The sequence below is a fragment of the Xanthobacter aminoxidans genome, assembly GCF_023571765.1.
GTDB classification, from domain to species: Bacteria; Pseudomonadota; Alphaproteobacteria; order Rhizobiales; family Xanthobacteraceae; genus Xanthobacter; species Xanthobacter aminoxidans.
Genome location: NZ_JAMJXC010000011.1, coordinates 12,374 through 33,775 on the forward strand (window position 1 = coordinate 12,374; position 21,402 = coordinate 33,775).

Genomic DNA, 21,402 nt, shown 5'->3' on the forward strand with positions numbered 1-21,402 from the left:
CGTCCTTTCCGTTGGAGGGGCTGTGTGGTGTCCCGGCCGCGGCCGGGACCCTTCCTTGGTGTCACGACGGGCGGCTCACTCCAGATTCCCCTTGGGCTGATCGCCATCCGGCGTCACGTTGAGGATCTGGGCGCGGGCGGTGACATGGACCTCGCCGCTGCAGTCCTTCATGCAGGGGTTCTTCTTCCAGAAGGCCTTTTCCGAGGTCTCCCGGTCGTCGTCGTAGAAGTTGGCCTCGTTGGGCAAATCCACCTTTGGAAAGTTGTCCTTCGAGAGCACGTAGTCCTCGGCAACGAGATCGTTGAGGTTCAGAAGATACGCGACGATGGCGTAGGTCTGGTCCGGCGAGAGCGACAGGTTGCTGCCGAAGGGCATGGCCCGGTGCACGTAGTCATAGACCGTGGAGGCGTAGGGCCAGAAGGAGCCGATGGTCTTTTCCGGCCGCTCGGATTTCAGGGTGCCGCGCCCGCCGGCCAGCACCGGCCAGCGGCCGGCGCCCTCGCCGAACTCGCCGTGGCACTGGGCACAGTTCTGCAGGAACAGCTCCTCTCCCTCCTTCACCGAGCCCTTGCCCGGCGGCAGGCCCTCGCCATCGGCGCGCACGTCGATGTTCCAGGCGGCGATCTCCTCGGGCAGCGCGGGGCGGCCGAGGGCGATGGTCTTGGCGGCGGTCGGCGCGGTCGCAGCGGGAGCCGCCACGTTCACCGCCTGCCGGGCCTTGTCCGCGCCTGCCTTATCCTTCTCCGCCTTCGCCGCGGGCTTTGCGGGCTGGGGATCGGCCACGGCCATGCCGGAGACGGCCAGAGCGCCGGCGAGCAAGGCGGAAGCGAGGAGCGTCTCAGCCGACTTCCACATTTTCCGTCTCCCCGTTGGAGCGCACCAGCCACGTCTGGATGCCGTTGTTGTGATAGATGGAATTGGTGCCGCGAATGGCCCGCAGCTCCTGCTTGGTGGGCTGGACATAGCCGGTGTCGTCCATGGCGCGGGACTGCACCATCAGCTCCTGCCCGGCCCAGTCGAAATCGAGATAGAAGCGCGTCATGGACATGGGCGTGGCCGGCCCGTCGAGGCGCGCGGTGGTCCAGTTGCGCCCGCCGTCCAGCGACACATCCACCCGCGCGATGGTGCCGCGCCCGGACCAGGCGATGCCGGAGAGCACGTTCGGCCCCTTGTGCTTCAGGGGCGCCTGCGGGCTCGGGCTCGTCACCACGGATTTCGCATCCATCACGAAGGTGAAGCGGCGGGAGCGGCCATCGGCGAGAAGGTCGGTGTATTTCGAGGTTTCCTCCCGCTGCTGCCAGGGCTGGTCGCCGATCTTGAGGCGGCGCAGCCACTTGACCCACATGTTGCCTTCCCAGCCCGGCACCACGAGCCGCACCGGATAGCCCTGCTCGGGCCGGAGCGCCTCGCCATTCATGCCGAAGGCGACGAGGCAGTCGTTCATGGCTTTTTCGAGCGGGATGGAGCGCGTCATCACCGCCGCGTCGGCGCCTTCGGCGAGCACCCATTTGCCCTTGGGATTGACGCCGGCCATGTCCAGCAGCGTCTTCAAAGGCACGCCGGTGTAGAAGAGATTGTGGATCATGCCGTGGGTGAACTGGCAGCCATTGAGCTGCGCACCGCGCCACTCCATGCCGGAATTCGCCGCGCATTCGAGGAAATAGGGGCGGTTCACCCGGCCCGGCATGCGCTTCAGGTCTTCCAGCGTGAAGACGAGCGGCTTGTCCACCATGCCGTGGATCATCAGCCGATACTTGTCCGGGTCGATCTCCGCCTGCCCGCCATGGTGCCGCACGAAGCACAGGCCGTTGGGCGTGATGACGCTGTCGAGGGCGTAGAGCGGGGTGAAGCTGACCGAGCTTTGCGAGCTGGCGGTGAGCCATGTCACCTCCCGGCGCACCACGTCCTTCTCGAAGACGGACGGCTTGCCATAGGGGTTCTCGTTGACCGGCGCGCCCAGCGTCTTGGTCCAGTCGGGCACCGGCACGATGTTGGGATCGGGCGTGCCGGCGGCCGGGGCGGCAAGGGCGGAACCTCCGCCGGCGGCAACGGCGCCCGCGCCGATCCCGGCGAGGTTGAGGAAGCGCCTGCGGGAGAGCGACGGTTTCGCGCCGGTCGCGCGTTCCGTCGGGGGCAGACTGGTGTCGGACATGGGCGTCCTCCCTGATATTCTTTTATTCGTAGATTTGAATATTTTGATTGGAATCGTGTGCCGGAAGGGCGTTGCGCCTCACGCGCCCGTCACCTTCACCGAGGCGTTGGGGGCGATCTTCACGGCCTTGGTGTCGGTCACGTAGCGCTCCACCAGCTCCCACACCGGCGGGCCTTCCACATTCTGGGCGATGGAGGCCCAGCCGGCGACCGTATAGGCCTTGTCGGCCTCCAGCGGCTTGCCGGTCTTGAGGAAGGTGAGGTCGGAGATGCGCTGGCCAGACCCCTTCGACACGTCGATGGCATAGCCCACCCCGCCGACGCGCACCATGTCGCCGCCGCCCTGGAAGTAAGGATCGGGATTGAAGATGTTGTCGGCCACGTCTTCCAGCACGTCCTTCAGCTGCTTGCCGGTCATGGTGTTGCGGTAGCAGGCGGGATAGGTGATGGCGGTGGCGTTGGCCACGGCATCGAAGGTGATGGGATCACCCGGCAGCAGCGTGCCACCCCAGCGGAAGCCGGGGGAGAGGGCGATTTCCGCGTCGCGCTCCTTCATGATCGCATCGCAGATCATGTCGTCGAACGTGCCGTTGAAATTGCCGCGGCGGTAGAGAAGGCTGTCGGCGCGGCCGAGTTCGCGGGACAGATTCTTGGCATAGGGCGCGCGGATGTCCGTCACGAGCTTCGCCATCTCCGCGTCGGGCGTGATGACGTCCGAGAACACCGGGATGAGCTGGAAGCGATAGCCGGTGACCTTCTTGTCCTTCACGTCGAGATCGAGGCGGGACACGAACTTGCCGTGGGAACCGGTGGCCACCAGCAGCGTCTTGCCCACCTCCACCGCGCGCGGCATGGCATCATGGGTGTGGGCGGTGAGGATCACGTCAATGCCGGAGACGCGGGACGCCATCTTGCGGTCCACGTCGAAGCCGTTGTGGGAGAGCACCACCACCGCATCGGCCCCGCCGGCGCGGGCGGCGTCCACCTGCTTCTGCATGTCCTCCTCGCGGATGCCGAACTCCCAGTCCGGGATCATCCAGCGCGGGTTGGAGATGGGAGTGCGGGGGAAGGCCTGGCCGATGACAGCTACCTTGGCGCCGCCCTTCTCGAAGGTCTTCGCCGCATCGAACACCGGCTCCTGCCACTCGGCCGAGCGCACGTTCTGGGCGAGGAAGGCGAAGGGCGCCTTCTCCTTGATCTCGGTCACGCGGTCGGCGCCGTAGGTGAATTCCCAGTGCCCGACCATGGCGTCCGTGCCGAGGGCGGAGAACACCTTCACCATGTCCTCGCCCTGCGTCTTCAGGGAGGACCAGGAGCCCTGGAGCCCGTCACCGCCATCCAGCAGCAGCACCTTGTCCGCGCCGCGCTCGGCCCGGATCGCCTTCACCAACGTGGCGATGCGATCCACGCCGCCCATGCGTCCATAGGTATGGGCGAGCTGGGTGAAGTCTTCGGAGGTGAGGGAATAGGCGTCGCGGGTGCCGCCCTTCAGGCCGAAATACTTGAGGAAAGCTGCATCGGTAAGGTGCGGCGGCACGCCCCGCGCCTCACCCACGCCGAGATTGATGGAAGGCTCGCGGAAATAGAGCGGCACGAGCTGGGCGTGGATATCGGTGATGTGCAGGATGGTGAAGGTGCCGGCATTGCCGAACTTCAGCAAATCCGCCTGGCTCAGCGCCTGCGCGCCGACCGCCTGCGCCAGCCCGGTGCCGGAGGCGGCGAGCAGGCCGGCGAGGGCCGTTCCGGCGGACAGAAAATCGCGCCTTGAGATCATGAGGGCCACGCTTTCTCAGGTCATGGCGGGAGCGCCCACCGGATCGCGAGATCCGATGGCGCGTCCACCGACAACAACGGAACAATGCGAGGGGCGTCGCCTCAGGCGACGGTGAGCTTCGCGGTGGCCTTCTGCTCGGCGCCGCCGTCATCCTTCCAGGTGAAGGTGAACTCGCCGCTCTCCTTCGCCTTGAAGAAGAAGGACTGGTAGGGGTTCGCCGAAATGGAGGTGAACCACTCCGCGGTGAAGAAGGGCTTGCCGTTGAAGGCGGCCTGGAAGGTGTTGATGATGTCGCGCGGCACGGTCTTTCCGGCGGCATCCTTGCGCTGGCCGCTTTCCATCTCGTGCGAAATCAGGGTCTTGATCTCGATGATCTCGCCCGCCTTGGCCTGGGCAGGCACGCGCACGCGCGGCTGGGACTTGAGGGCCATGGGTTTCCTCCGGTTTCTGCTCGGCGGCGCTCCGGCGCGCGCCTGTTCTGTTCTTTTGTGTGTTCGGGCCGTGATTCGACTGTCGTATCAGCCGCCGCAACCACCGATGGTGACTTTCACCTGCACCTTGGCCGAATAAAGCTGTCCGTTGGACATCTCCGCCACGGCGATGACGTTCTGCGTCTGCGCGAGTCGCATGCGGGTGGAGGCGGAGGCTTTTCCGCTCTCGGGGGTGAAGTGATAGGTCACCACCTGCGGCAGCGGATTGCCGTCGGCGAAGACGTGGACGGACTTCACGAAGTCCGTCTCGGTCATCGGGCTTTCCACATCGATGTTGATGGGCACGACGAGGCCGTTCTCGGCGATCTCGGGCATGTCGAGCTTGATCTTGCCCTCGCCCATGGTCTTGCCGGCGAACAGCTTCTTCATTTCGTCCGCCACCTGCGCCTCGGTGGCGAGCGCCATGCGCGGCGCCAGCACGGCGGCGAATGCGGCGAGGCCGGCGAGCTTCAGCGCGCGGCGTCGCGTAGAGACAAGGGTGACGTCGAGACGGGGCGGCATGCGTTTTCCTCCTGGCACGACCGGCGCTTGAGGGCCGGCTTTTGGCGTTGTTCTTGTTGAATCTCGTCCCCGTGACGGCGGTGGTCTCGGCGGATCAATTTCACATATTGTGATATCGAATTTTTTGAATGTAAAGTAGCTCCTATCCGCCGATCGCATCCATCTATGAGGGATGGAGCGTCGCAGGTGGATCGCCGCGGCTCAAGGGCTTCAACGAGAAGGCCCCAGGCCCCGGACGTCTCGCTGGGGAGGATACATGCGACCCAAAGCCACGATTCTCACATGCCTGTGCGCCCTCGCTCTGGCGCTCTTGCCCTTCGTCACGGCCCGCGCGCAGGAGGACGCGAGCGAAAAGGAGATCGAGCGCTACCGCGCCATGATCAACGATCCCATGGCCAATCCCGGCTATCTCGCCGTGGACCGCGGCGAGGCCATCTGGGCCGATCCGCGCGGCACCAAGAACGTCTCGCTGGAGGCCTGCGACCTCGGCCAGGGGCCGGGCAAGCTGGAAGGCGCCTACGCCGCTTTGCCGCGCTATTTCGCCGACGCCGGCAAGGTCATGGACCTCGAACAGCGCCTCTTGTGGTGCATGGACAAGATCCAGGGCGTCGACATCAAGCCCATCATGGCCAAGCCCTTCTCCGGCCCCGGCCGCGGCTCGGACATGGAGGACCTCGTCGCCTTCATCGCCAACAAATCCAACGGCATGAAGATCAACATTCCCCTGGCTGATCCGAAGGAGAAGGAGGCCTATGCCATTGGCGAGGCGCTGTTCTACCGGCGCTCGTCCATCAACGACTTCTCCTGCTCCACCTGCCACGGCGACCCCGGCAAGCGCATCCGGCTCCAGGGGCTGCCGCAGCTCGACAAGCCGGGAAAGGATGCCCAGCTCACCATGGCCTCCTGGCCCACCTACCGCGTCTCCCAGAGCTCGCTGCGAACCATGCAGCACCGGCTGTGGGACTGCTATCGCCAGATGCGGATGCCCCCGCCGGGCTATGCCTCGGAAGCCGTCACCGCGCTCACCGTCTTCCTGCAGGCGCAGGCGGCCGGGGGCGAGCTGAACGTGCCGTCCATCAAGCGCTGAGGGGAGGAAGAGCCATGAAGACAATCATCATCGCCGCGGCGCTTCTTCTTCCGCAGGTCGCCCCCGGAATCGCGTTCGCCCAGCAGATCCCCCCTGCCCCGCCTGCCGTGGTGGACAGGGTGGTGAAGGAGAGCTTCACCAAGCTGCCCGACGGCTGGGCCGCGCGGCTCGTGCCCGACGAGACCATGGAAATCTGCTCGGTCACGCGCAACCAGCCCTCCGCCAAGCAGGCCGAGGCCATCATGGCCCGCGAGGCCAAGACGGTGAAGTATCCGCAAGGCAGCGTGCTCGGCGACTGGAAGAAGGGCGCGGAAGTCGCGCAGAACGGACGCGGCGGCCAGTTCTCCGATCCGCCCGGCACGGTGAGCGGCGGCAATTGCTACGCCTGCCACCAGATGGACCCGAAGGAAGTCAGCTACGGCACCCTCGGCCCGAGCCTCGTCAACTACGGCGCGGAGCGGAAATTCTCAGCCGAGGATGCCAAGGCCGCCTATGCCAAGGTCTATAACGCGCAGGCCGTGTTCGCCTGCTCGCCCATGCCGCGCTTCGGGCATAACGGGGTGCTCAGCGAGGAGCAGATGAAGGACGTGGTGGCCTATCTGTTCGATCCGAACTCGCCGGTGAACAAGCCGGCGAAATGAGGTGACCGGCGGGGGCGCTCCGGTGCCCCCGCCTTTTCCTTTTCAGCCCTTGCCCTGCTTGCCGAGCCACGCATCGAACGGCTCGCGCGCATAGGCGCCTTCGGCCACATAGCGGAACAGCGCGGAGAATTCCGGCCGTGGCAGCAGGCCCGGCATGCGCGCCACCTCCTTGGGCTTTCCATCCACCTCGGCGAAGAACTGGAAGGTGGGCGTGGCGCGGATGCGTTCGCGCTGGCCGAGCGCCTTTTCCGTGAGCTTCGCGCCGTCGAGGAAGGTCACCTCCCGCGCGCCGAACAGATCCAGATGCACGATGTCGAACGCCTCCTTGATGGGCGTCTCGATGGCCGGATCGGCGAAATAGGCGGTGTGCAGCTCCTTGCAATAGATGCAGCCGCGCTGGCTCCACTGCAGCGCGAAGCCCCGCCCCTTCCCGCGCGCAGCGGCGAAGTCTTCCGGCAGGTCGAGGAAGCTGTCCACGTACCAGTCTTCGGTATAGAGCCCGTCGTCGCCGAGGTGCGCCTTGGCCTGCGCGGCGGCGGGCACGAGCGCCGCGAGCCCCGCCGAGGCCTTCAGGAGGCGCCGGCGGCTGAGCGTGGGGTCTGCCATGGGGAGGTCCTCCTGTCCTATCCGATGGTGCCGAGGCCGGGCGCGGCATCGAGCAGCCATTGGGCGATCTCGGGCATGAAGCCGGTCATGAAGGCGATGCCGGTGAGGATGAGCAGCCCGCCGGCGATCTTCTCCACGAGGCCGAGCCGGCTGCGCGCCGCCCGCGTCCAGGCGAGGAACCGCTCGGTGAAGGCCGCGGCGATGAGAAAGGGAATGCCGATGCCGGCGGCATAGATAGCGAGCAGCAGCATGCCCCGCCCCACCGATGCCTCGGCGCCCGCAACAAGCAGGATCGCCGCCAGCACCGGCCCGACACAGGGCGACCAGCCGAAGCCGAAGGCGAGCCCCACCACGTAAGGCCCGATCAGTCCCGCCGGCCGCGCCATGGGCTCCAGCCGCGCCTGCCGGTAGAGCAGCGGAATGCGGATGAGCCCCGTCATGTGCAGCCCGAACACCACCAGCAACGCTCCGGAGAGCAGCGTCAGGGTCTCGATATGATCCATCAGCACCCGCCCCAGCGAAGAGGCGGTGGCCCCGAGCAGGATGAAGACGGAGGCGAAGCCGAGGACGAACAGCAAGGCCGCGCCGAGGATGCTGCGCCGTGCGGGCACGGGGTCCTCCCCGTCCTCCGCAGCCGCGCCCGCGAGGAAGCCGAGATAGGCCGGCACCAGCGGCAGCACGCAGGGCGAGGCGAAGGAGAGGAGGCCGGCAAGGAACGCCCCTGCGAGGCTGACATCGAGAGACATGCTCCTCCCCGATCGTTGGAAACCGCGTCGGTTCAAGGTGCGCGGATTAGTCCTTGCCCAAGATATATGCGAATGCGATAATATGTCTTGTGAAATCCACGTCTGGATTGTGAATTCATGCGCCCTTCAGCGGTCCTGATGCTCGCGGCCGGTCTTTCGGTGTTTCTCGCGCCTGCTGCCTCGGCGCGGGAGCTGCTGATGTTCGAGCGCAAGGGCTGCGCCTATTGCCTGAAGTTCGACCATGACGTGGCGCCCATCTACGAGAAGACCGACGAGGGGCAGCGCGCGCCGCTCCGCCGGGTGGACCTCTCCAGCGGTGCGCCGGGCGACGTGGTGCTGGCCGCGCCGGTGCGCTTCACGCCCACCTTCGTGCTGGTGGACGAGGGGCGCGAAGTCGGGCGCATTACCGGCTATGCTTCAGATGAAGCATTCTGGGGCCTGCTCGGCTCGATGCAGAACACGATGCGGGACACGATACAGGACAGGATGGCAGGCGCGCGGCCGTGAGGTCGCCCCGCCAGGATTGAGAAGGCAGGCACATGTCGATCGTTTCCAGGCGCCTTGAGGACGAGCTGCGGGAAGGCCCGGAGATTTCGCCCGAGCTCGACCGCCTCATGCGCAACGCCCGCAAGGCGAGCGACTTCCTCAAGGCGCTCTCCCACGAGAACCGCCTGCTGCTCCTGTGCCTGCTGGCGGAGGGCGAGCGCTCGGTGACGGAGCTGGAGAACATCCTCTCCCTGCGCCAGCCTACGGTCTCCCAGCAGCTGGCGCGCCTGCGCCTCGACGATCTCGTCACCACGCGGCGCGACGGCAAGACCATCTATTACAGCCTCGCCAACGATGATGTGCGCCGGGTGATCTCGGTCATCTACGACATGTATTGCGGCACGCCCGCATCGGACGCAAAGTAAGCTCAGTAAAAATGCGCCGGGCCGGCGACGGGACGCTTCATAAGTCCCGCTCCGGCCATCTCAGGGAGGAAGGCGCGCAATGGATGTTTCAAGCCCCTGGTGGACCGCGCTGGCCGGTCTCGCCGTGGGCGGGGTGGTCGGCTTCGCCGTGTTCCGCGCCCGCCTGTGCACCTTCGGCGCGCTGGAAGACGCCATGGTGGGCCACGACTGGCGCCGCATGAAGGTGTTCGCGCTCGCCCTCGGCCTCGCCGTGCTCGGCACGCAGGCCCTCACCATGGCCGGCATTCTCAGCCCCGACCGCACGAACTACGTCACGACCGCGCTACCCTGGCTCGGCATCCTCACCGGGGGCGTGCTGTTCGGCCTCGGCATGGCGCTGGTGGGCACCTGCGCCTTCGGCTCGCTGGTGCGCCTGGGCTCGGGCGACCTGCGCAGCCTCGTCGTGCTGCTGGTGTTCGGCGCGGTCGCCTACGCGACCTTGCGCGGCATCTTCGCCGGCATCCGGGTGGACGGGCTGGAGCGCGTCGCCCTTCTGCTGCCGGCCGGTACCGCCAGCGACCTGCCCTCCATCATGGGGCGGCTCACCGGGCATGATTTCAGGGGCATCCTCACCGCCGTCGCGGGCGTCGCGCTGGTGGCGCCGGCCTTCGCCGACCGCAGGCTGCGCCGCGCCGGGCGGCTGATGACGGCGGGGGTGATGCTGGGCCTCGGCGTGGTCGCCGGCTGGCTCGCCACCACCTGGCTGGTGGACGAGTTCGCCCACCCCATGGCGCCGCAGAGCCTCACCTTCGTCTCGCCGGTGGCCCGCGCTTTGTTCGGCGTCCTGTTCGAGCCCACGAGCCTCGCCGAGTTCGGCGCCGGCAGCGTCTTCGGCGTCGCCCTCGGCGCCTTCGCCGCCGCCCGGCTCGCGGACGAATTCCGCTGGGAAGCCTTCGACGACCCGCGCGAGATGAAGCGCCATCTGCTCGGCGCGGTGCTCATGGGCTCCGGCGGCATCCTCTGCGGCGGCTGCACCATCGGGCAGGGCCTGACGGCCGGTTCCCTCTTCGCCTTGTCCTGGCCGCTCGCGGTGGCGGGCATGGCGGTGGGCGCGCGGCTCGGCATCGCGCTGCTGATGGAAGGCTCGCTGACCGGCTTCGTGCGCCAGAGCGTGGCTGGCCGCTTCGGCTTCCACAACAAGCCCTGACGGCGCGCCTCAGGCGGCGGCGCGCGGCCACACGATGGTCGCCCTCAGGCCGGCGCCATCGCAGCGGTTCTCCAGCGTCAGCCGGGCACCGGCGCGGGCGGCGGCCATGGTGGCGATGGTGAGCCCGAGTCCGCTCCCCGCCCCGCTGCGGCTGCGGCCCCGGTAGAAGCGGCGCGTCACCAGCGGCAGCTCGTCCTCGGGAATGCCCGGCCCCTCATCCTCCACGCACAGCCCGCCGGCGCAGGGACGCCAGGCGATGGTGCCGCCGGCCGCATGTTCGACGGTGTGCTCCACCGCGTTCTCGTGCAGGTTCCGCAGCATCAGGTGCAGCGCCTCGCGGTCGCCCTTCAGCTTCACAGCGTCGAGAGCGTCGTCCACCACCACATGCGCCGTCCCGGGCTTCGCCGTCTGGCGCACGATGTCGCGCAGCAGCGCCCCGGCCTCCGTCTCGCCGGAAGCTTCCAGCGGCGGGGACGGTGTGCCTTCGAGCTTGGCCAGCGCCAGCAGCTGCCGCACGAGGCGGGTGGTGCGGTCCACCGAGACGAGGATCTGCCGGAGCGCGCCTTCCCGCGTCGGCGCGTCGTGCGCCGCCAGCGCGATCTGGGCCTGCGTCTTCAGGCCGGCGAGGGGCGTGCGGAGTTCGTGCGCGGCGAACGCGGTCACGTCGCGCTCCTGCCGCCGTGCGGCCTCCACCTTGGCGAACAGGCCGTTGATGGCCTCCAGCAGCGGGCGGATCTCGGCCGGGGCCGCGGCGGGCGCCACGGGGCGCATGTCCTCGCCATCGCGGGCGGCGATGTCGCCGGCCACCGCATGAAGCGGCGCGAGCCCCCGGCCGACGCTGATCCAGATCAGCAGGCCCAGCAAGGGCACGATGAAGATCACCGGCGCCAGCAGGCCCGCCACCAGATCGCGCACCAGCCGGTCGCGCAGGCCGATGCGGTCGCCCACCATCACCCGCACGCCCTTGTCCGGATCGAGGATGGTGTAGACCCGCCACGGCTCGCCATTCACCGTGCGCTCGGAGAAGCCTTCCGCCGGTCCCGCCAGCGCCTCCTCGGGCGCGCCGCCGGACTTCGCCACGAGGCGCCCGTCCAGCGACCAGATCTGGCACGAGAGCTGGCGCTCGTAGCCGGCCTCCGGCGGGACTGTCGCCTGCGCCACGGCCTCGGCGGCCGCGATGTTGCCGCCGGCCACCAGCGAATGAACCATGCGCGCCGCCTCCTGCAGGCGGGTGTCCAGCACATGCTCCAGCTCGCTGCGGCTGGAGGCGTAGATCCAGCCGGTGGCGCACAGCCAGATGACGCCGGTTGCCGCCAGCAGGATCAGCACCAGCCTGCGCTTGAGCGAGCTCATGCCGGCCCCCTGACGCGATAGCCGAGGCCGCGCACGGTCTCGATGGTCTCGCGGCCGACTTTGGCCCGAAGGTTGTGGATATGCACCTCCACGGCATTGCTCTCCACCTCCTCCTGCCAGCCGTAGAGCCGCTCCTCGATCTCCATGCGGGAGCGGATCACGCCGGGCCGCTCCATGAGCGTGGAGAGCACCGCGAATTCCCGGCGCGACAGGGCGATGGACTGTCCATCCAGCGTCGCCGCGAGGGTGGCGGGATCGAGCACCAGCGCGCCCACCTTGAGCAACGGGCCGGCCCGGCCGTGGCCGCGGCGGGCGATGGCGCGCACGCGGGCGTTCAGCTCGTCGAGGTCGAACGGCTTGCCGAGATAGTCGTCGGCGCCGCCATCGAGCCCGCGCACCCGGTCCGGCGCCTCATCGAGGGCGGTGAGCAGCAGGACGGGCGTCGCGTCACCTTGCGCGCGCAGGCTGGCGAGCACGTCGAGGCCGGAACCGTCGGGGAGCATCACGTCGAGCACCACCGCATCGAAGCGCGCGGCCGCGAGCGCCGCCCGCGCATCGGCGCAGGTCGTCGCATCGTCCACTGTCGCCCCGGCGAGGCCGAGCCCCACCTTGAGGCCGTCCATCAGGATCGGATCGTCCTCGACGACCAGTATGCGCATCACACCGCTCTCCTTGCCCCTTCCCTTCTACCCCGACCTTAAGGCCCGCTTAAGGTGGGCATCCGAGGGAGCGGTCATGGTCGCGAACACGCCCCGCTCCCCCCTCTCCCCCCTCCGCCACGCGCTCGCCGTGCTGGCGCTGGCCGTGTTGTCGGCCACTGGCGGCGTCCCCGCGCTGGCGCAGGGCCGCATCCTGAAGGCGGACGAGGCCTTCACCGTCTCGGCGACACGGGGGGCGGACGGCACCCTCTCCCTGAGCTGGCGCATCGCGCCGGGCACCTATCTCTATCGCGAGAGCCTGAAGGCCGGGATGGAGGGCGCCGCCGTGCCCCTCGCCTTGCCGCCGGGCGAGGAGAAGGATGATCCGAATTTCGGGCCGGTGGAGATCTATCACCGGTCCGTCGCCGCGCAGGCCACCGGCCTGCCGGCGACGGGGGCGCTGGACATCTCCTTCCAGGGCTGCGCCGAGCAGGGGGTCTGCTACCCCGCCGTGACACGGCGGGTGGATCTGGCGACGCTCGCCATCACCGCCGCTCCTCCGCGCGCCGAAGCCGCGCCCGTGGAGCAACCGGCCTCCCCGGCCGCAGCGCCCGAGGCCCCGGCGCCCGAGGCCCCAGCGCAGCCCGGCGCCATGGATGCGCTGTTCCACAGGGGCCTGCTGCCCCTGCTCGGCGCCTTCTTCGGCCTCGGCCTGCTGCTCGCCTTCACACCCTGCGTCTTCCCCATGCTGCCGATCCTCTCCGGCATCCTCGCCGGGGGCGGAAGGAAGCCGACACCGACCCGCGGCCTCGCATTGTCCGGGGCCTATGGTCTTGCCATGGCCGCCGCCTATGGCGTGCTCGGCATGGGCGCAGCCTGGACCGGCGCGAACCTTCAGGCGGCGTTGCAGACGCCATGGGCCATCGGCCTGATGACCGCCGTGTTCGTCGGGCTGGCCGGCGCCATGTTCGGCCTTTTCAATCTCGCCGTCCCCTCCGCGCTGGCGGCGCGGCTGCCATCGGGCGGGCGCGGCTCCGTCGCGGGCGCGGCCGGGCTGGGCTTCGCCTCCGCGCTGGTGGTGGGGCCGTGCGTGACGCCGCCGCTCGCCGCCGCCATGCTCTATGCGGCGCAGACGGGCGATGCCGCGCGCGGCGCCTCCGCCTTGTTCATGCTCGGCCTCGGCATGGCGGCGCCGCTGGTGGCGGTGGGCGCGTTCGGCGCGCAGATCCTGCCCCGCTCGGGACGCTGGCTTGTCGCCATCAAGCAGAGCTGCGGCGTGCTCTTCCTCGCCATCGCCGTCTGGCTCGCGGCGCGCGTGCTGCCCGATGCCGCCGGCCTTGCCCTCTACGGCCTGCTCGCCATCGGCCTCGGTGTGTTCGCCGGCGGCTTCGATGCGCTGGCCTGCGACGCCGATGCCGGTCGCCGGATCGGCAAGACGGCAGGCATCGCCGCCGTGGCGTGCGGGCTCTTGCTGTTGGTCGGCGCGGCCGGCGGGGCCAATGATCCCCTGCGGCCCCTCGCCTTCCTCGCCGCACCGGTCCGTCCGGCCACTGCGGAGGCACGGGAGGTGCGGGTGTCGTCCCCCGCGGCGTTGACGCAGGCGCTCGCCGCCGCCGGTCAGGACGGCCGCCCCACCCTCGTCTCCTTCACCGCCGACTGGTGCACGGTCTGCAAGTCCAACGAGGCGGCGATGGCGGAGCCGGCCGCCGCCGCGCGCCTGTCGAGGCTCGATCGCATCGCCGTCGACGTGACCCGGTATGGCGACGGCGCGCAGGCCCTCATGGGCCGCTACGCGGTGATCGGCCCGCCGACCCTGTTCCTCCTCGATCCCACCGGCCGCGAGGTGCCGGGCTCGCGCCGCGTGGGCGCGCTCACCCTCGCCGACATCGACCGCCTCGCCCTTGAGGCAGGGCTCTGACCCCATGACCGAAGGACACCCCATGCAACGCAGGGACTTCATCCGCATCGCCGCGCTCGCGCCCCTGATGCCGGCCGTGCTGACGGCAGCAGGCACCGCATGGGCGGAAGGCGTGGACGTCAACGCCATCCTGCGCGACCCGGCCGCGCCGACGTTCGGCAATGCGGAGGGCGATGTCACCATCGTCGCCTTCCTCGACTACAACTGCCCCTTCTGCAAGAAATCGGCGCCGGACCTCGCCCGCGTGGTGAAGGAGGACGGGCACATCCGCCTCGTCTACAAGGATTGGCCGGTGCTCACCGAGGCTTCGGTCTACGGCGCGCAGCTGGCGCTGGCGGCCACCTATCAGGACCGCTACGAGAGCGTCCACAATGCGCTGATGGCCATCCCCGGCCGCCGCATCGACGAGCCGACCATGCTGAAGGCGGTGGCCGGTTCGGGCGTCGACCTCGACCGGCTGATGGCGGATCTCAAAGCCCACATCGCCGACATCGGCGCGCTCCTGAAGCGCAACGCCGCGCAGGCGGATTCCCTCGGCCTCAGCGGCACGCCCACCTATCTGGTCGGCCCCCTGCTCGCCTCCACCCTTGACTACTCAAGCTTCAAGCGCGCCGTGGCCGAAGCCCGCCGCCGCCAGACCGCAGGGGAGTGAGCCGGCCTTGGATTCCCTTCCCGCGTCCCCCCTGCTGTCCCGTCGCGGTCTCTTCACCACCCTCGTCCTGCCGCTGGCCCTCGGGGCCTGCGTGACCACACAGGACGAGATGCCGGTGAAGGCACCGCGCGTCGCCCCGGCTGATGCCGCGCGCTATGGCGCGCTGGAGGACGGCGGCTTCCGCATTCCCGCCGCCGATCCCGACGACATCAAGCCGCGCAACGTCCGCCAGCTGGTGAACAACCCCACCGGACAGGAGCCGGGCACGCTGGTGGTCGATCCGAAAAACCGCTTCCTCTACCTCGTGCAGGAGAACGGCAAGGCGCTGCGCTATGGCGTGGGTGTGGGCCGCGAAGGGCTCGAATTCTCCGGCACGGCGAACGTGGGCAACAAGCGCGAATGGCCGAGCTGGCGGCCCACCGACGCCATGATCGCGCGCGAGCCCGCCAAGTATCGGCCCTGGGCCGGCGGCATGGCCGGGGGCGAGACCAATCCCCTCGGCGCCCGTGCGCTGTATCTCTTCAAGGACGGCAGGGACACGCTCTACCGCATCCACGGCACCAACGAGCCCTGGACCATCGGCGAGGCGGTCTCCTCCGGCTGCATCCGCATGATGAACCAGGACGTGATCGACCTGTACCGCCGCGTGCCCAACGGCACGAAGGTGGTGGTGCTTCCCGTCTGAGTTCTCCAAGCCCGCGCGGCGTTTGAGCGAGGGCAACGCAAAGAAGCCCGCGCGGCGTTTGAGCGTAGGCAACGCAACACCCTTTCCACCCGTCCAATGTCCCGCGACGGGGGGATGCGCGAGCGCCCGGACCCTGCACGGTCCGGGCGCTCGTTGTTTCAAGGGGTCAGTAGCGGGCGTCCGCCGGCTTCTTGTCCTTCGGCCAGTCGTTCACCTTGGGGGCGAAGTCCGGCCGCGGCATGTGGCTGAAGTATTCGGCCACATCCACCGCCTCCTGATCGGTGAGGCCGCCCTGGCCCAGCGGGAAGCCGCCGTGGAAGCCGATGGGCATGTTGCGCTTCACGAACGCCGCTGCCGTGTACGTGCGCGCCATGCCCGCGCCGATGTTGAAGGACTGGTCGCCCCAGAGCGGGGGATAGACGAAGGCGCCGGCGGCGTCCTTGATGCCCTCGCCGTTGCCGCCGTGGCAGACGGCGCACTGGGCGGCGTAGACCTTGGCGCCGTTCTCGGTGTCCGGCTTGATCTGCTGGCTGATCTTGCCGACGCCGCGGCCCTCCACCTTGTCCTCGGGCTTGGTCTCCCGCTTCATCCAGTCGAAATAGGCGACCATGGCCTTCATGTCGTCGCCGTCCTTGGCGAGCGGCTTGCCGTTCATGGAGCGCAGGAAGCAGCCGTTGATGCGGTCCTCCAGCGTGATCTCCCGTCCGGCCCGCGGCGCATAGCTGGGGAAGAAGGCGGAGACGCCCACATAGGGCGAGCCGTCGGCCACCGTGCCGGCATTGAGGTGGCAGCTGGAGCAGTTCAGCACGTTGCCGACATTCTTCGGCAGCAACGTGTGCGTCTCGGTGTTGAGGCGCATGCCGCGCACCAGCTGGGTGGCGTTGGGCTCATTGAGCACGTCGGCGATGCGCGGCGTGTCGAAAGGCCGGGTGTCCACCTTCGGGTCGAGCGTTGCGCGCGCCGCCTTCACCGCGCCGGCCGTCACCGGCGCTGCCCCGCCGCCCCAGCTGGCGCGGACGAAGGAGAGGATGTCGGCGATCTCGTCGTCCCCCAGCCGGGCGAAGCCGGGCATGGTGAAGACGCGGGCATGGGCCTGCGTCTGCGCCGTCGCCCAGCCGGTCAGGGTGATGTGGACGAGCGTCGAGGGGTCCTTGGCCGCGACGGTCGGATTGCCGGCAAGCGGCGGGAACACCTTGGCGACGCCGGCGCCGTTGAGGCGATGGCAATCGGCGCAGAACTGGGCATAGGCGAGCCCGCCCCGGCTGGTGAACATGGCGGCGGGAACCGCCGAGGCCATGCCCGTGTCCGGCGTCGCCGGGCGCGGGGCGCGCGGCTGGTCGGTGGGCAGACCGCCGAGATAGGTGGCGATGGCCACGAGATCAGCGTCGGTGAAGTTCTGGGTGGAGTTGTGGATCACCTCGGTCATGGAGCCGGAGACGGTGCCGAAGCGGTTCTGGCCGGTCTTCAGCAACTCGACCGTGTCATCCACGTCGCCGAGGCCGCGCAGATTGACCGCGTTCCACTCCTCCACCTTGGAGCCGGAGAGGAACTTGTCGCCGCCGCCACCCGTATCGCCCATGGCGAGCTCCTGGAAGCCAATGCCCCGCGGCGTGTGGCAGGCGCCGCAATGGCCGAGGCCCTGCACCAGATAGGCGCCGCGGTTCCACACCTCACCCTTGCCCGCGTCGGCGACGAAGGGGTGGCTGTCGAGGAACATCTGGTTCCAGAACGCCAGCGTCCAGCGCTGGTTGAAGGGGAAGCCGATGCCGGACGGCCTGTTGAGGCTGTCCACCGGGGTCACGCCCTTCATGAGGTAGACGTAGAGCGCATACATGTCGTCCGGCGACATCTTCGCGTAGGACGGGTACGGCATGGCCGGGTACATGTGGGTGCCGTCGGCGGTCACGCCCTTGCGCATGGCGCGGTCGAAGGCACCGAAGCTGTAGCGGCCGATGCCGGTCTTGGGATCGGGCGTGATGTTGGTGGAATAGAGCATGCCGAACGGCGTCTCCAGCCCGCGCCCGCCGGCCATGGGCTTGCCGTCCGCCGTGGTGTGGCAGGCGACGCAGTCGCCCAGCTCTGCGATGTACTTGCCGCGCGCGACCAGCTCCGCGTCCGCCACCTGCGGCAGCGCGCGGCCGCCATCCTCAATGCGCGGCGGGGTGACGACCCACCAGAACACGGCCGCGCCAACCACCGCGACGCCGGCTGCGGCCGCCGCGATTTTCTTCAATCGCGGCCTGCGCCGGATTGTCCCTTCGTCGTTCATGGAACGACCTCCTGTCATGGCCGGCGCCCCGAACGCGCGCACGAACCCCTCCGGAGAAACGGCATCCCGTCCCTCCGGCGATTCGCGGCTGCTTTCGCACCGCCTTCCAAGTCCCGCGCGACGACACTACAGCCGCACCGCAACAGGGCATTGACGCACCGCAACTGTGAAATTCCCGCCCTTGCCTTGCGGCGCCGCCACGGCCGCCTATCTGGACGGGAGAAAGGAGCGGCCGCAGGCGAACCGGATCCGGCGCCCGGCGGCCGTCATCGACATCATGTCCGACAAGATCATCATCCCCTGCCCCCATTGCGGGCAGCTGAACCGCCTGCCCGCCGAGCGGCGCGGCGGCGGACGGTGCGGTTCGTGCGGGCAGGCCCTGTTCACGGGCCATCCCGTGGCGCTCACCACGGCGGCGTTCGACCGGCAGATCGGCTCGGACGACCTGCCGGTGCTGGTGGACTTCTGGGCCGGCTGGTGCGGCCCCTGCCGCGCCATGGCGCCGGCATTCGAGGCCGCCGCAGCGGCGCTGGAGCCCCGCGTGCGGCTGGCCAAGGTGGACACGGAGGCCGAACCGCAGCTTGCCGCCCGCTTCCAGATCCGCTCGATCCCGACGCTGATCCTGTTCCGCGGCGGCCGGGAAATCGCCCGCCAGAGCGGTGCCCTCTCCGGCGGGCAGATCCGCGCCTTCGTGGAGCAGCACGCCGTCAGCACGGCACGCTGAGCCACGGCGGAGCCCGCGCGCGATCGAACCGCGCTCAGTGGCAGGTTCCGGCCTGATCGCTGGCGGCCGACCGCGCCACACGAACGATGGCCTCCACCACCACGCGGTGGAGGCTCGCCGGCACATGGTGGCCCATGCCGTCGACCAGCAGGAATTCAGCGCTAGGGATCGAAGCCGCGGTGTCGGCGCCGCAGGCCGGCGGGATCAGGGGATCGCACGCGCCGTGGATGACCAGCGCGGGCACGGCGATGGTCGCGAGCCGGGCGCGGCGGTCCCCCGCCACGGCCATGGCGGCGAGCTGCCGGCCCGCGCCGCCGGGATCATGGGCGCGGCGCGCCTCCTCCAGCACAAGGCGGCCATGCGCGCCTTCGTCCGCCGGATGCGCCGGACCGGCGATGCGGCGGGCGAAGGCGAGGCTGTGGGCCAGAAAGCCGGCTTCGTCGCGGGCCGGATCGGGCGCGGGGCGCATCATCATGGCCAGAACGTCCGGCTCGGCCTGGGGCAGCGCCGGATTGCCGGTGCCCGACATGATCGAGGTGAGGGACAGCACCCGTCCGGGGTGCTCGCTCGCCATGATCTGCGCGATCATACCGCCCATGGACTGGCCGACCACATGCGCCCGCGGAATGGCCAGGGCATCGAGCAGGCCCACCGCGTCGGCCGCCATGTCGGCGAGGGTATAGGGAACCTCCGGCCGCCGCCCGGCCATCAGCGCGGCGACGAGGGCGCCGAGGTCCGGCGGCGTGTGCTGGCCGAGATGGGTCGAGCCGCCGGCATCGCGATTGTCGAAGCGGATCACACGAAAGCCGTGCCCCGCGAGGGCGGCGCAGAACGGCTCGGCCCAGCGGATCCTCTGAACGCCGAGACCGGCGACCAGCAGGATCGCCTCGCCATCCTGCGGGCCGAAGCTGTCGAAGGCGATGTCGAGACCGTTGGCTTTCACGAGGGGCATGGCGACGTCCGGAAGAGGGCCCACCATTAATACCCGGACAAAATTATAGTCAATATTACCCGGATCAAATTTTCGGACCGGCCTGTCCCAGCACCATCGCCAGCGTATCGGCGACACTGCGCTCAAGGGTGCCGCCCGGTCCTTCCGAGAGGGCCGGCAGCTCCAGCACGTCGCGCAGGATTCCGACCCCCATCAGCAGCGCCGCCGCCAGCGCCGCACGCTGGGTGGCGTTGGTGTCGAGATGCGCGCCCAGCGGCGTCACGAACTCCTCCATCACCGCCGTGCGCAGCACCGCCGCCGCCTTCGGGCTGGTCAGGGACCGGATCAGGATGTCCATGGGCCGGACCGTCGCGTCCGGCTCGTCCTCAGCCAGCAGATGGGCCGCCAGCATCCGGGCCGGGTCGGAACCGAGCGCGTCGAAGATCTTGTCCATCTGCACGGCGCACTTCAGCGCTTCGTGAAACAGCTGCTCCTTGGAGCCGAAGGCGCGGTGCACGTAGGCGACGTCCACGCCCGCGTCGGCGGCGATCTCGCGCAGTCCGGTCTCGTCGTAGGACTGCCGCGAGAAGCGCGCGACAGCCGCCGCCAGAATGCGCTCCCGCCCGGAGGCGGGCGCCGAGCTGTCACGGGTCTTGGTCATCACATCCGTCCTCATCCGGCCTCAAGGCGTAGGGGGTCGCGGGCATCTGGTCAACACCCGTTGACTTTCACCCGCGGCTCGCGCTACAGGGATAGCAGAACCGAGGGGCGCGAGGTTCCGGAGCGGAGATTTTCATGCCTGTGCACCGGTGCGCGCCCCCCGGACATACGTCCCCTCGAGATGAACCCCCAGGACATCGGTCCCTTGGAGATCCGTACCCAGGACACTTGCCACCCGATTGCGCCGCAGGGCGCGGCGGCGGCGCGGTGCGCCGGGTCTTGAACAGAACGGCCTGATTTCTCATGCAATTCCCGTATCGCGCGCCGGCGGCGAACACCGGAGCGGGCGTTCGTTCGCCTGCGCGACGGCCGACGGCCGCGCTGATCTGCATCTTCGCCCTCTCGGGCCTGCTCGCCGCCTGCGACGGACAGGGAACCCCGAAGGATGCGGCCCACCCCACGCCGGACGCAGGGCGGCCCGCATTCGTGGTCCGGGCCACCACCGTCGCGGTCACGAACCGCACCACCTCCGTCTCGCTGACGGGAGATGTCGAGGCCAAGGTCCTCACCCAGCTGTCCTTCCGGGTCGGCGGGCGGGTCACGGAACGTTTGGTGGACGTGGGCGCGCACGTCGCCGCCGGCGATCTCCTGGCGCGGATCGATCCCACCGAGCAGCAGGCCGAACTCGACGCCGCCACGGCCGCCGTCTCCGCCGCCGAATCCCGGCTGCGCGTCGCCAATGCCAATTTCCAGCGGCAGTCGACGCTGCTCGCCAAGGGCTACACCACCCGCGCCGCCTACGATCAGGCGACGGAGACGGCCGGTGCGGCCGAAAGCGCGCTGGAGACCGCGCGCGCCCAGCTGGGAACGGCGCGGGATGCGCTGGGCTATGCCGAGCTGCGGGCCCGCGCGGCCGGCGTCATCACCGCCCGCACCATCGAGGTGGGGCAGGTGGTGCAGCCCGCCCAGCCGGCGTTCACGCTGGCCGAGGACGACACGCGCGACGCGGTGTTCGACGTCTACGAGACCTTCTTCCACAACAGCGACACCGACCGCATCAGGGTCTCGCTCGTCTCCGATCCCAAGGTCGTCGCGGACGGGCGCGTGCGGGAAGTGTCGCCGGTCATCGATGCGACCACCGGCACCGTGCGGGTGAAGGTGGCCATCGACGCGCCGCCCGAAGCCATGCCCCTCGGCAGTCCGGTGACCGGAACCGTGATGTGGAAGGCGAAGCCGCGCATCGTCCTGCCCTGGAGCGCGCTGGCCTCCGATGGCGGAGACCCCGCGGTCTGGCGGATCGATCCGAAGACCCATGCGGTATCGCTCGCCAAGGTCGTCGTGGACGCCTTCGAGACCGGCTCCATCGTGATCTCCTCCGGCCTCGCGCCGGGCGACCTCGTGGTCGTGGACGGCGCCAAGCGCCTCAGCACCGGCCAGACCGTCGATTACACACTGGAGAGCGGCTCGTGAGACACGCT

22 protein-coding genes are annotated in these 21,402 nt (G+C 69.2%); 10 read left to right on the forward strand and 12 right to left on the reverse strand.

All coding sequences use genetic code 11. The features are described from left to right. Nucleotides 1-75: 75 nt before the first annotated feature. The 5 genes from EJ105_RS16655 to soxY all read right to left on the reverse strand — a co-directional run bounded on the left by EJ105_RS16655 (nt 76) and on the right by soxY (nt 4,917). Entirely contained in the window at nt 76-855 is a 780-nt protein-coding gene (locus tag EJ105_RS16655) for a c-type cytochrome (protein WP_250167217.1), read from the reverse strand. Continuing rightward, a complete protein-coding gene (gene soxC, locus EJ105_RS16660; protein WP_250167218.1) occupies nt 839-2,152 on the reverse strand; it encodes a sulfite dehydrogenase in 1,314 nt (437 codons plus the stop codon). Before soxC ends, EJ105_RS16655 begins: the two co-directional genes overlap by 17 nt. A 78-nt stretch (nt 2,153-2,230) precedes the next feature. Further along, nucleotides 2,231-3,925 (reverse strand): thiosulfohydrolase SoxB, encoded by a 1,695-nt coding sequence (gene soxB / locus EJ105_RS16665; RefSeq protein ID WP_250167344.1) that lies wholly within the window; start codon nt 3,923-3,925, stop codon nt 2,231-2,233. 101 nt (nt 3,926-4,026) lie between these two features. Beyond that, a complete protein-coding gene (gene soxZ, locus EJ105_RS16670) occupies nt 4,027-4,356 on the reverse strand; it encodes a thiosulfate oxidation carrier complex protein SoxZ (protein ID WP_250167219.1) in 330 nt (109 codons plus the stop codon). Between the two features lie 87 nt (nt 4,357-4,443). Next, nucleotides 4,444-4,917, reverse strand: a complete 474-nt coding sequence (soxY, locus tag EJ105_RS16675) for a thiosulfate oxidation carrier protein SoxY (RefSeq protein ID WP_250167220.1) — start codon at nt 4,915-4,917, stop codon at nt 4,444-4,446. 256 nt (nt 4,918-5,173) lie between these two features. Here soxY and soxA point away from each other — a divergent pair, with 256 nt between their 5' ends. Together soxA and soxX are read left to right on the forward strand one after the other, a co-directional pair. Further along, nucleotides 5,174-6,004, forward strand: coding sequence for a sulfur oxidation c-type cytochrome SoxA (gene soxA, locus EJ105_RS16680; protein WP_250167221.1), 831 nt, complete (start codon nt 5,174-5,176; stop codon nt 6,002-6,004). 14 nt (nt 6,005-6,018) lie between these two features. Beyond that, nucleotides 6,019-6,645: a sulfur oxidation c-type cytochrome SoxX gene (soxX, locus tag EJ105_RS16685; protein ID WP_250167222.1), complete on the forward strand. Its 627-nt coding sequence runs from the start codon at nt 6,019-6,021 to the stop codon at nt 6,643-6,645. A gap of 42 nt (nt 6,646-6,687) precedes the next feature. Here soxX and EJ105_RS16690 read toward each other — a convergent pair whose 3' ends face one another. Beyond that, a complete protein-coding gene (locus EJ105_RS16690; RefSeq protein WP_250167223.1) occupies nt 6,688-7,251 on the reverse strand; it encodes a SoxW family protein in 564 nt (187 codons plus the stop codon). A 17-nt stretch (nt 7,252-7,268) separates the two neighbouring features. Then, nucleotides 7,269-7,997 carry a cytochrome c biogenesis CcdA family protein gene (locus tag EJ105_RS16695; RefSeq protein WP_250167224.1) on the reverse strand — a complete coding sequence of 243 codons (729 nt, stop codon included), beginning with the start codon at nt 7,995-7,997 and terminating at the stop codon, nt 7,269-7,271. Nucleotides 7,998-8,114: 117 nt separating this feature from the next. On the opposite strand from EJ105_RS16695, the gene EJ105_RS16700 reads away from it, so the two are divergent. The 3 genes from EJ105_RS16700 to EJ105_RS16710 all read left to right on the forward strand — a co-directional run bounded on the left by EJ105_RS16700 (nt 8,115) and on the right by EJ105_RS16710 (nt 10,094). Beyond that, nucleotides 8,115-8,504 carry a thioredoxin fold domain-containing protein gene (locus tag EJ105_RS16700; protein WP_250167225.1) on the forward strand — a complete coding sequence of 130 codons (390 nt, stop codon included), beginning with the start codon at nt 8,115-8,117 and terminating at the stop codon, nt 8,502-8,504. A 32-nt stretch (nt 8,505-8,536) separates the two neighbouring features. Beyond that, nucleotides 8,537-8,908: an ArsR/SmtB family transcription factor gene (locus tag EJ105_RS16705; RefSeq protein WP_024280680.1), complete on the forward strand. Its 372-nt coding sequence runs from the start codon at nt 8,537-8,539 to the stop codon at nt 8,906-8,908. 79 nt (nt 8,909-8,987) lie between these two features. Further along, nucleotides 8,988-10,094 carry a YeeE/YedE family protein gene (locus EJ105_RS16710; RefSeq protein WP_024280681.1) on the forward strand — a complete coding sequence of 369 codons (1,107 nt, stop codon included), beginning with the start codon at nt 8,988-8,990 and terminating at the stop codon, nt 10,092-10,094. A 9-nt stretch (nt 10,095-10,103) separates the two neighbouring features. On the opposite strand, the gene EJ105_RS16715 is transcribed toward EJ105_RS16710, so the two are convergent. Continuing rightward, on the reverse strand, nt 10,104-11,447 hold the full coding sequence (locus tag EJ105_RS16715) for an ATP-binding protein (RefSeq protein ID WP_250167226.1): 1,344 nt from the start codon (nt 11,445-11,447) through the stop codon (nt 10,104-10,106). Further along, nucleotides 11,444-12,106, reverse strand: a complete 663-nt coding sequence (locus tag EJ105_RS16720; protein ID WP_250167227.1) for a response regulator — start codon at nt 12,104-12,106, stop codon at nt 11,444-11,446. The genes EJ105_RS16715 and EJ105_RS16720 overlap by 4 nt, the downstream gene beginning before the upstream one ends. A gap of 76 nt (nt 12,107-12,182) precedes the next feature. Between EJ105_RS16720 and dsbD the strand changes: the two genes are divergently transcribed. Genes dsbD through EJ105_RS16735 form a run of 3 tightly spaced genes read left to right on the forward strand, consistent with a single transcriptional unit; the run spans nt 12,183 to nt 15,340 of the window. Beyond that, the gene (gene dsbD / locus EJ105_RS16725; RefSeq protein ID WP_250167228.1) at nt 12,183-14,003 is read left to right on the forward strand and encodes a protein-disulfide reductase DsbD; all 1,821 of its coding nucleotides are present in this window, start codon (nt 12,183-12,185) and stop codon (nt 14,001-14,003) included. 22 nt (nt 14,004-14,025) lie between these two features. Then, entirely contained in the window at nt 14,026-14,655 is a 630-nt protein-coding gene (locus EJ105_RS16730) for a DsbA family protein (protein WP_250167229.1), read from the forward strand. 7 nt (nt 14,656-14,662) lie between these two features. Beyond that, entirely contained in the window at nt 14,663-15,340 is a 678-nt protein-coding gene (locus tag EJ105_RS16735; protein ID WP_250167230.1) for a L,D-transpeptidase, read from the forward strand. Nucleotides 15,341-15,506: 166 nt separating this feature from the next. On the opposite strand, the gene EJ105_RS16740 is transcribed toward EJ105_RS16735, so the two are convergent. Continuing rightward, on the reverse strand, nt 15,507-17,609 hold the full coding sequence (locus tag EJ105_RS16740) for a c-type cytochrome (protein WP_250167231.1): 2,103 nt from the start codon (nt 17,607-17,609) through the stop codon (nt 15,507-15,509). 277 nt (nt 17,610-17,886) lie between these two features. Here EJ105_RS16740 and trxC point away from each other — a divergent pair, with 277 nt between their 5' ends. Beyond that, nucleotides 17,887-18,333, forward strand: a complete 447-nt coding sequence (trxC, locus tag EJ105_RS16745; RefSeq protein WP_250167232.1) for a thioredoxin TrxC — start codon at nt 17,887-17,889, stop codon at nt 18,331-18,333. Between the two features lie 34 nt (nt 18,334-18,367). Here the strand turns inward: trxC and EJ105_RS16750 are convergent, their stop codons facing one another. Both EJ105_RS16750 and EJ105_RS16755 read right to left on the reverse strand, forming a co-directional pair. Continuing rightward, nucleotides 18,368-19,285: an alpha/beta fold hydrolase gene (locus EJ105_RS16750; protein ID WP_250167233.1), complete on the reverse strand. Its 918-nt coding sequence runs from the start codon at nt 19,283-19,285 to the stop codon at nt 18,368-18,370. A 64-nt stretch (nt 19,286-19,349) separates the two neighbouring features. Next, complete coding sequence (locus EJ105_RS16755) at nt 19,350-19,925, reverse strand: TetR/AcrR family transcriptional regulator (RefSeq protein ID WP_250167234.1); 576 nt, start codon at nt 19,923-19,925, stop codon at nt 19,350-19,352. Nucleotides 19,926-20,227: 302 nt separating this feature from the next. Between EJ105_RS16755 and EJ105_RS16760 the strand changes: the two genes are divergently transcribed. Continuing rightward, nucleotides 20,228-21,394 (forward strand): efflux RND transporter periplasmic adaptor subunit, encoded by a 1,167-nt coding sequence (locus tag EJ105_RS16760; protein WP_250167235.1) that lies wholly within the window; start codon nt 20,228-20,230, stop codon nt 21,392-21,394. Nucleotides 21,395-21,402 lie beyond the last annotated feature (8 nt).

Excerpts from the sequence above, each read along its gene's own strand:
- EJ105_RS16695 (WP_250167224.1), bottom strand. The coding sequence starts at position 7,997 with ATGTCTCTCGATGTCAGCCTCGCAGGGGCGTTCCTTGCCGGCCTCCTC.
- soxX (WP_250167222.1), top strand. The coding sequence starts at position 6,019 with ATGAAGACAATCATCATCGCCGCGGCGCTTCTTCTTCCGCAGGTCGCC.
- EJ105_RS16720 (WP_250167227.1), bottom strand. The coding sequence starts at position 12,106 with ATGCGCATACTGGTCGTCGAGGACGATCCGATCCTGATGGACGGCCTC.
- soxY (WP_250167220.1), bottom strand. The coding sequence starts at position 4,917 with ATGCCGCCCCGTCTCGACGTCACCCTTGTCTCTACGCGACGCCGCGCG.
- EJ105_RS16655 (WP_250167217.1), bottom strand. The coding sequence starts at position 855 with ATGTGGAAGTCGGCTGAGACGCTCCTCGCTTCCGCCTTGCTCGCCGGC.
- EJ105_RS16740 (WP_250167231.1), bottom strand. The coding sequence starts at position 17,609 with ATGAACGACGAAGGGACAATCCGGCGCAGGCCGCGATTGAAGAAAATC.
- soxC (WP_250167218.1), bottom strand. The coding sequence starts at position 2,152 with ATGTCCGACACCAGTCTGCCCCCGACGGAACGCGCGACCGGCGCGAAA.
- soxA (WP_250167221.1), top strand. The coding sequence starts at position 5,174 with ATGCGACCCAAAGCCACGATTCTCACATGCCTGTGCGCCCTCGCTCTG.
- trxC (WP_250167232.1), top strand. The coding sequence starts at position 17,887 with ATGTCCGACAAGATCATCATCCCCTGCCCCCATTGCGGGCAGCTGAAC.
- EJ105_RS16730 (WP_250167229.1), top strand. The coding sequence starts at position 14,026 with ATGCAACGCAGGGACTTCATCCGCATCGCCGCGCTCGCGCCCCTGATG.
- dsbD (WP_250167228.1), top strand. The coding sequence starts at position 12,183 with ATGGTCGCGAACACGCCCCGCTCCCCCCTCTCCCCCCTCCGCCACGCG.
- EJ105_RS16700 (WP_250167225.1), top strand. The coding sequence starts at position 8,115 with ATGCGCCCTTCAGCGGTCCTGATGCTCGCGGCCGGTCTTTCGGTGTTT.
- soxB (WP_250167344.1), bottom strand. The coding sequence starts at position 3,925 with ATGATCTCAAGGCGCGATTTTCTGTCCGCCGGAACGGCCCTCGCCGGC.
- EJ105_RS16715 (WP_250167226.1), bottom strand. The coding sequence starts at position 11,447 with ATGAGCTCGCTCAAGCGCAGGCTGGTGCTGATCCTGCTGGCGGCAACC.
- EJ105_RS16755 (WP_250167234.1), bottom strand. The coding sequence starts at position 19,925 with ATGACCAAGACCCGTGACAGCTCGGCGCCCGCCTCCGGGCGGGAGCGC.
- EJ105_RS16760 (WP_250167235.1), top strand. The coding sequence starts at position 20,228 with ATGCAATTCCCGTATCGCGCGCCGGCGGCGAACACCGGAGCGGGCGTT.
- EJ105_RS16690 (WP_250167223.1), bottom strand. The coding sequence starts at position 7,251 with ATGGCAGACCCCACGCTCAGCCGCCGGCGCCTCCTGAAGGCCTCGGCG.
- EJ105_RS16705 (WP_024280680.1), top strand. The coding sequence starts at position 8,537 with ATGTCGATCGTTTCCAGGCGCCTTGAGGACGAGCTGCGGGAAGGCCCG.
- soxZ (WP_250167219.1), bottom strand. The coding sequence starts at position 4,356 with ATGGCCCTCAAGTCCCAGCCGCGCGTGCGCGTGCCTGCCCAGGCCAAG.
- EJ105_RS16710 (WP_024280681.1), top strand. The coding sequence starts at position 8,988 with ATGGATGTTTCAAGCCCCTGGTGGACCGCGCTGGCCGGTCTCGCCGTG.
- EJ105_RS16750 (WP_250167233.1), bottom strand. The coding sequence starts at position 19,285 with ATGCCCCTCGTGAAAGCCAACGGTCTCGACATCGCCTTCGACAGCTTC.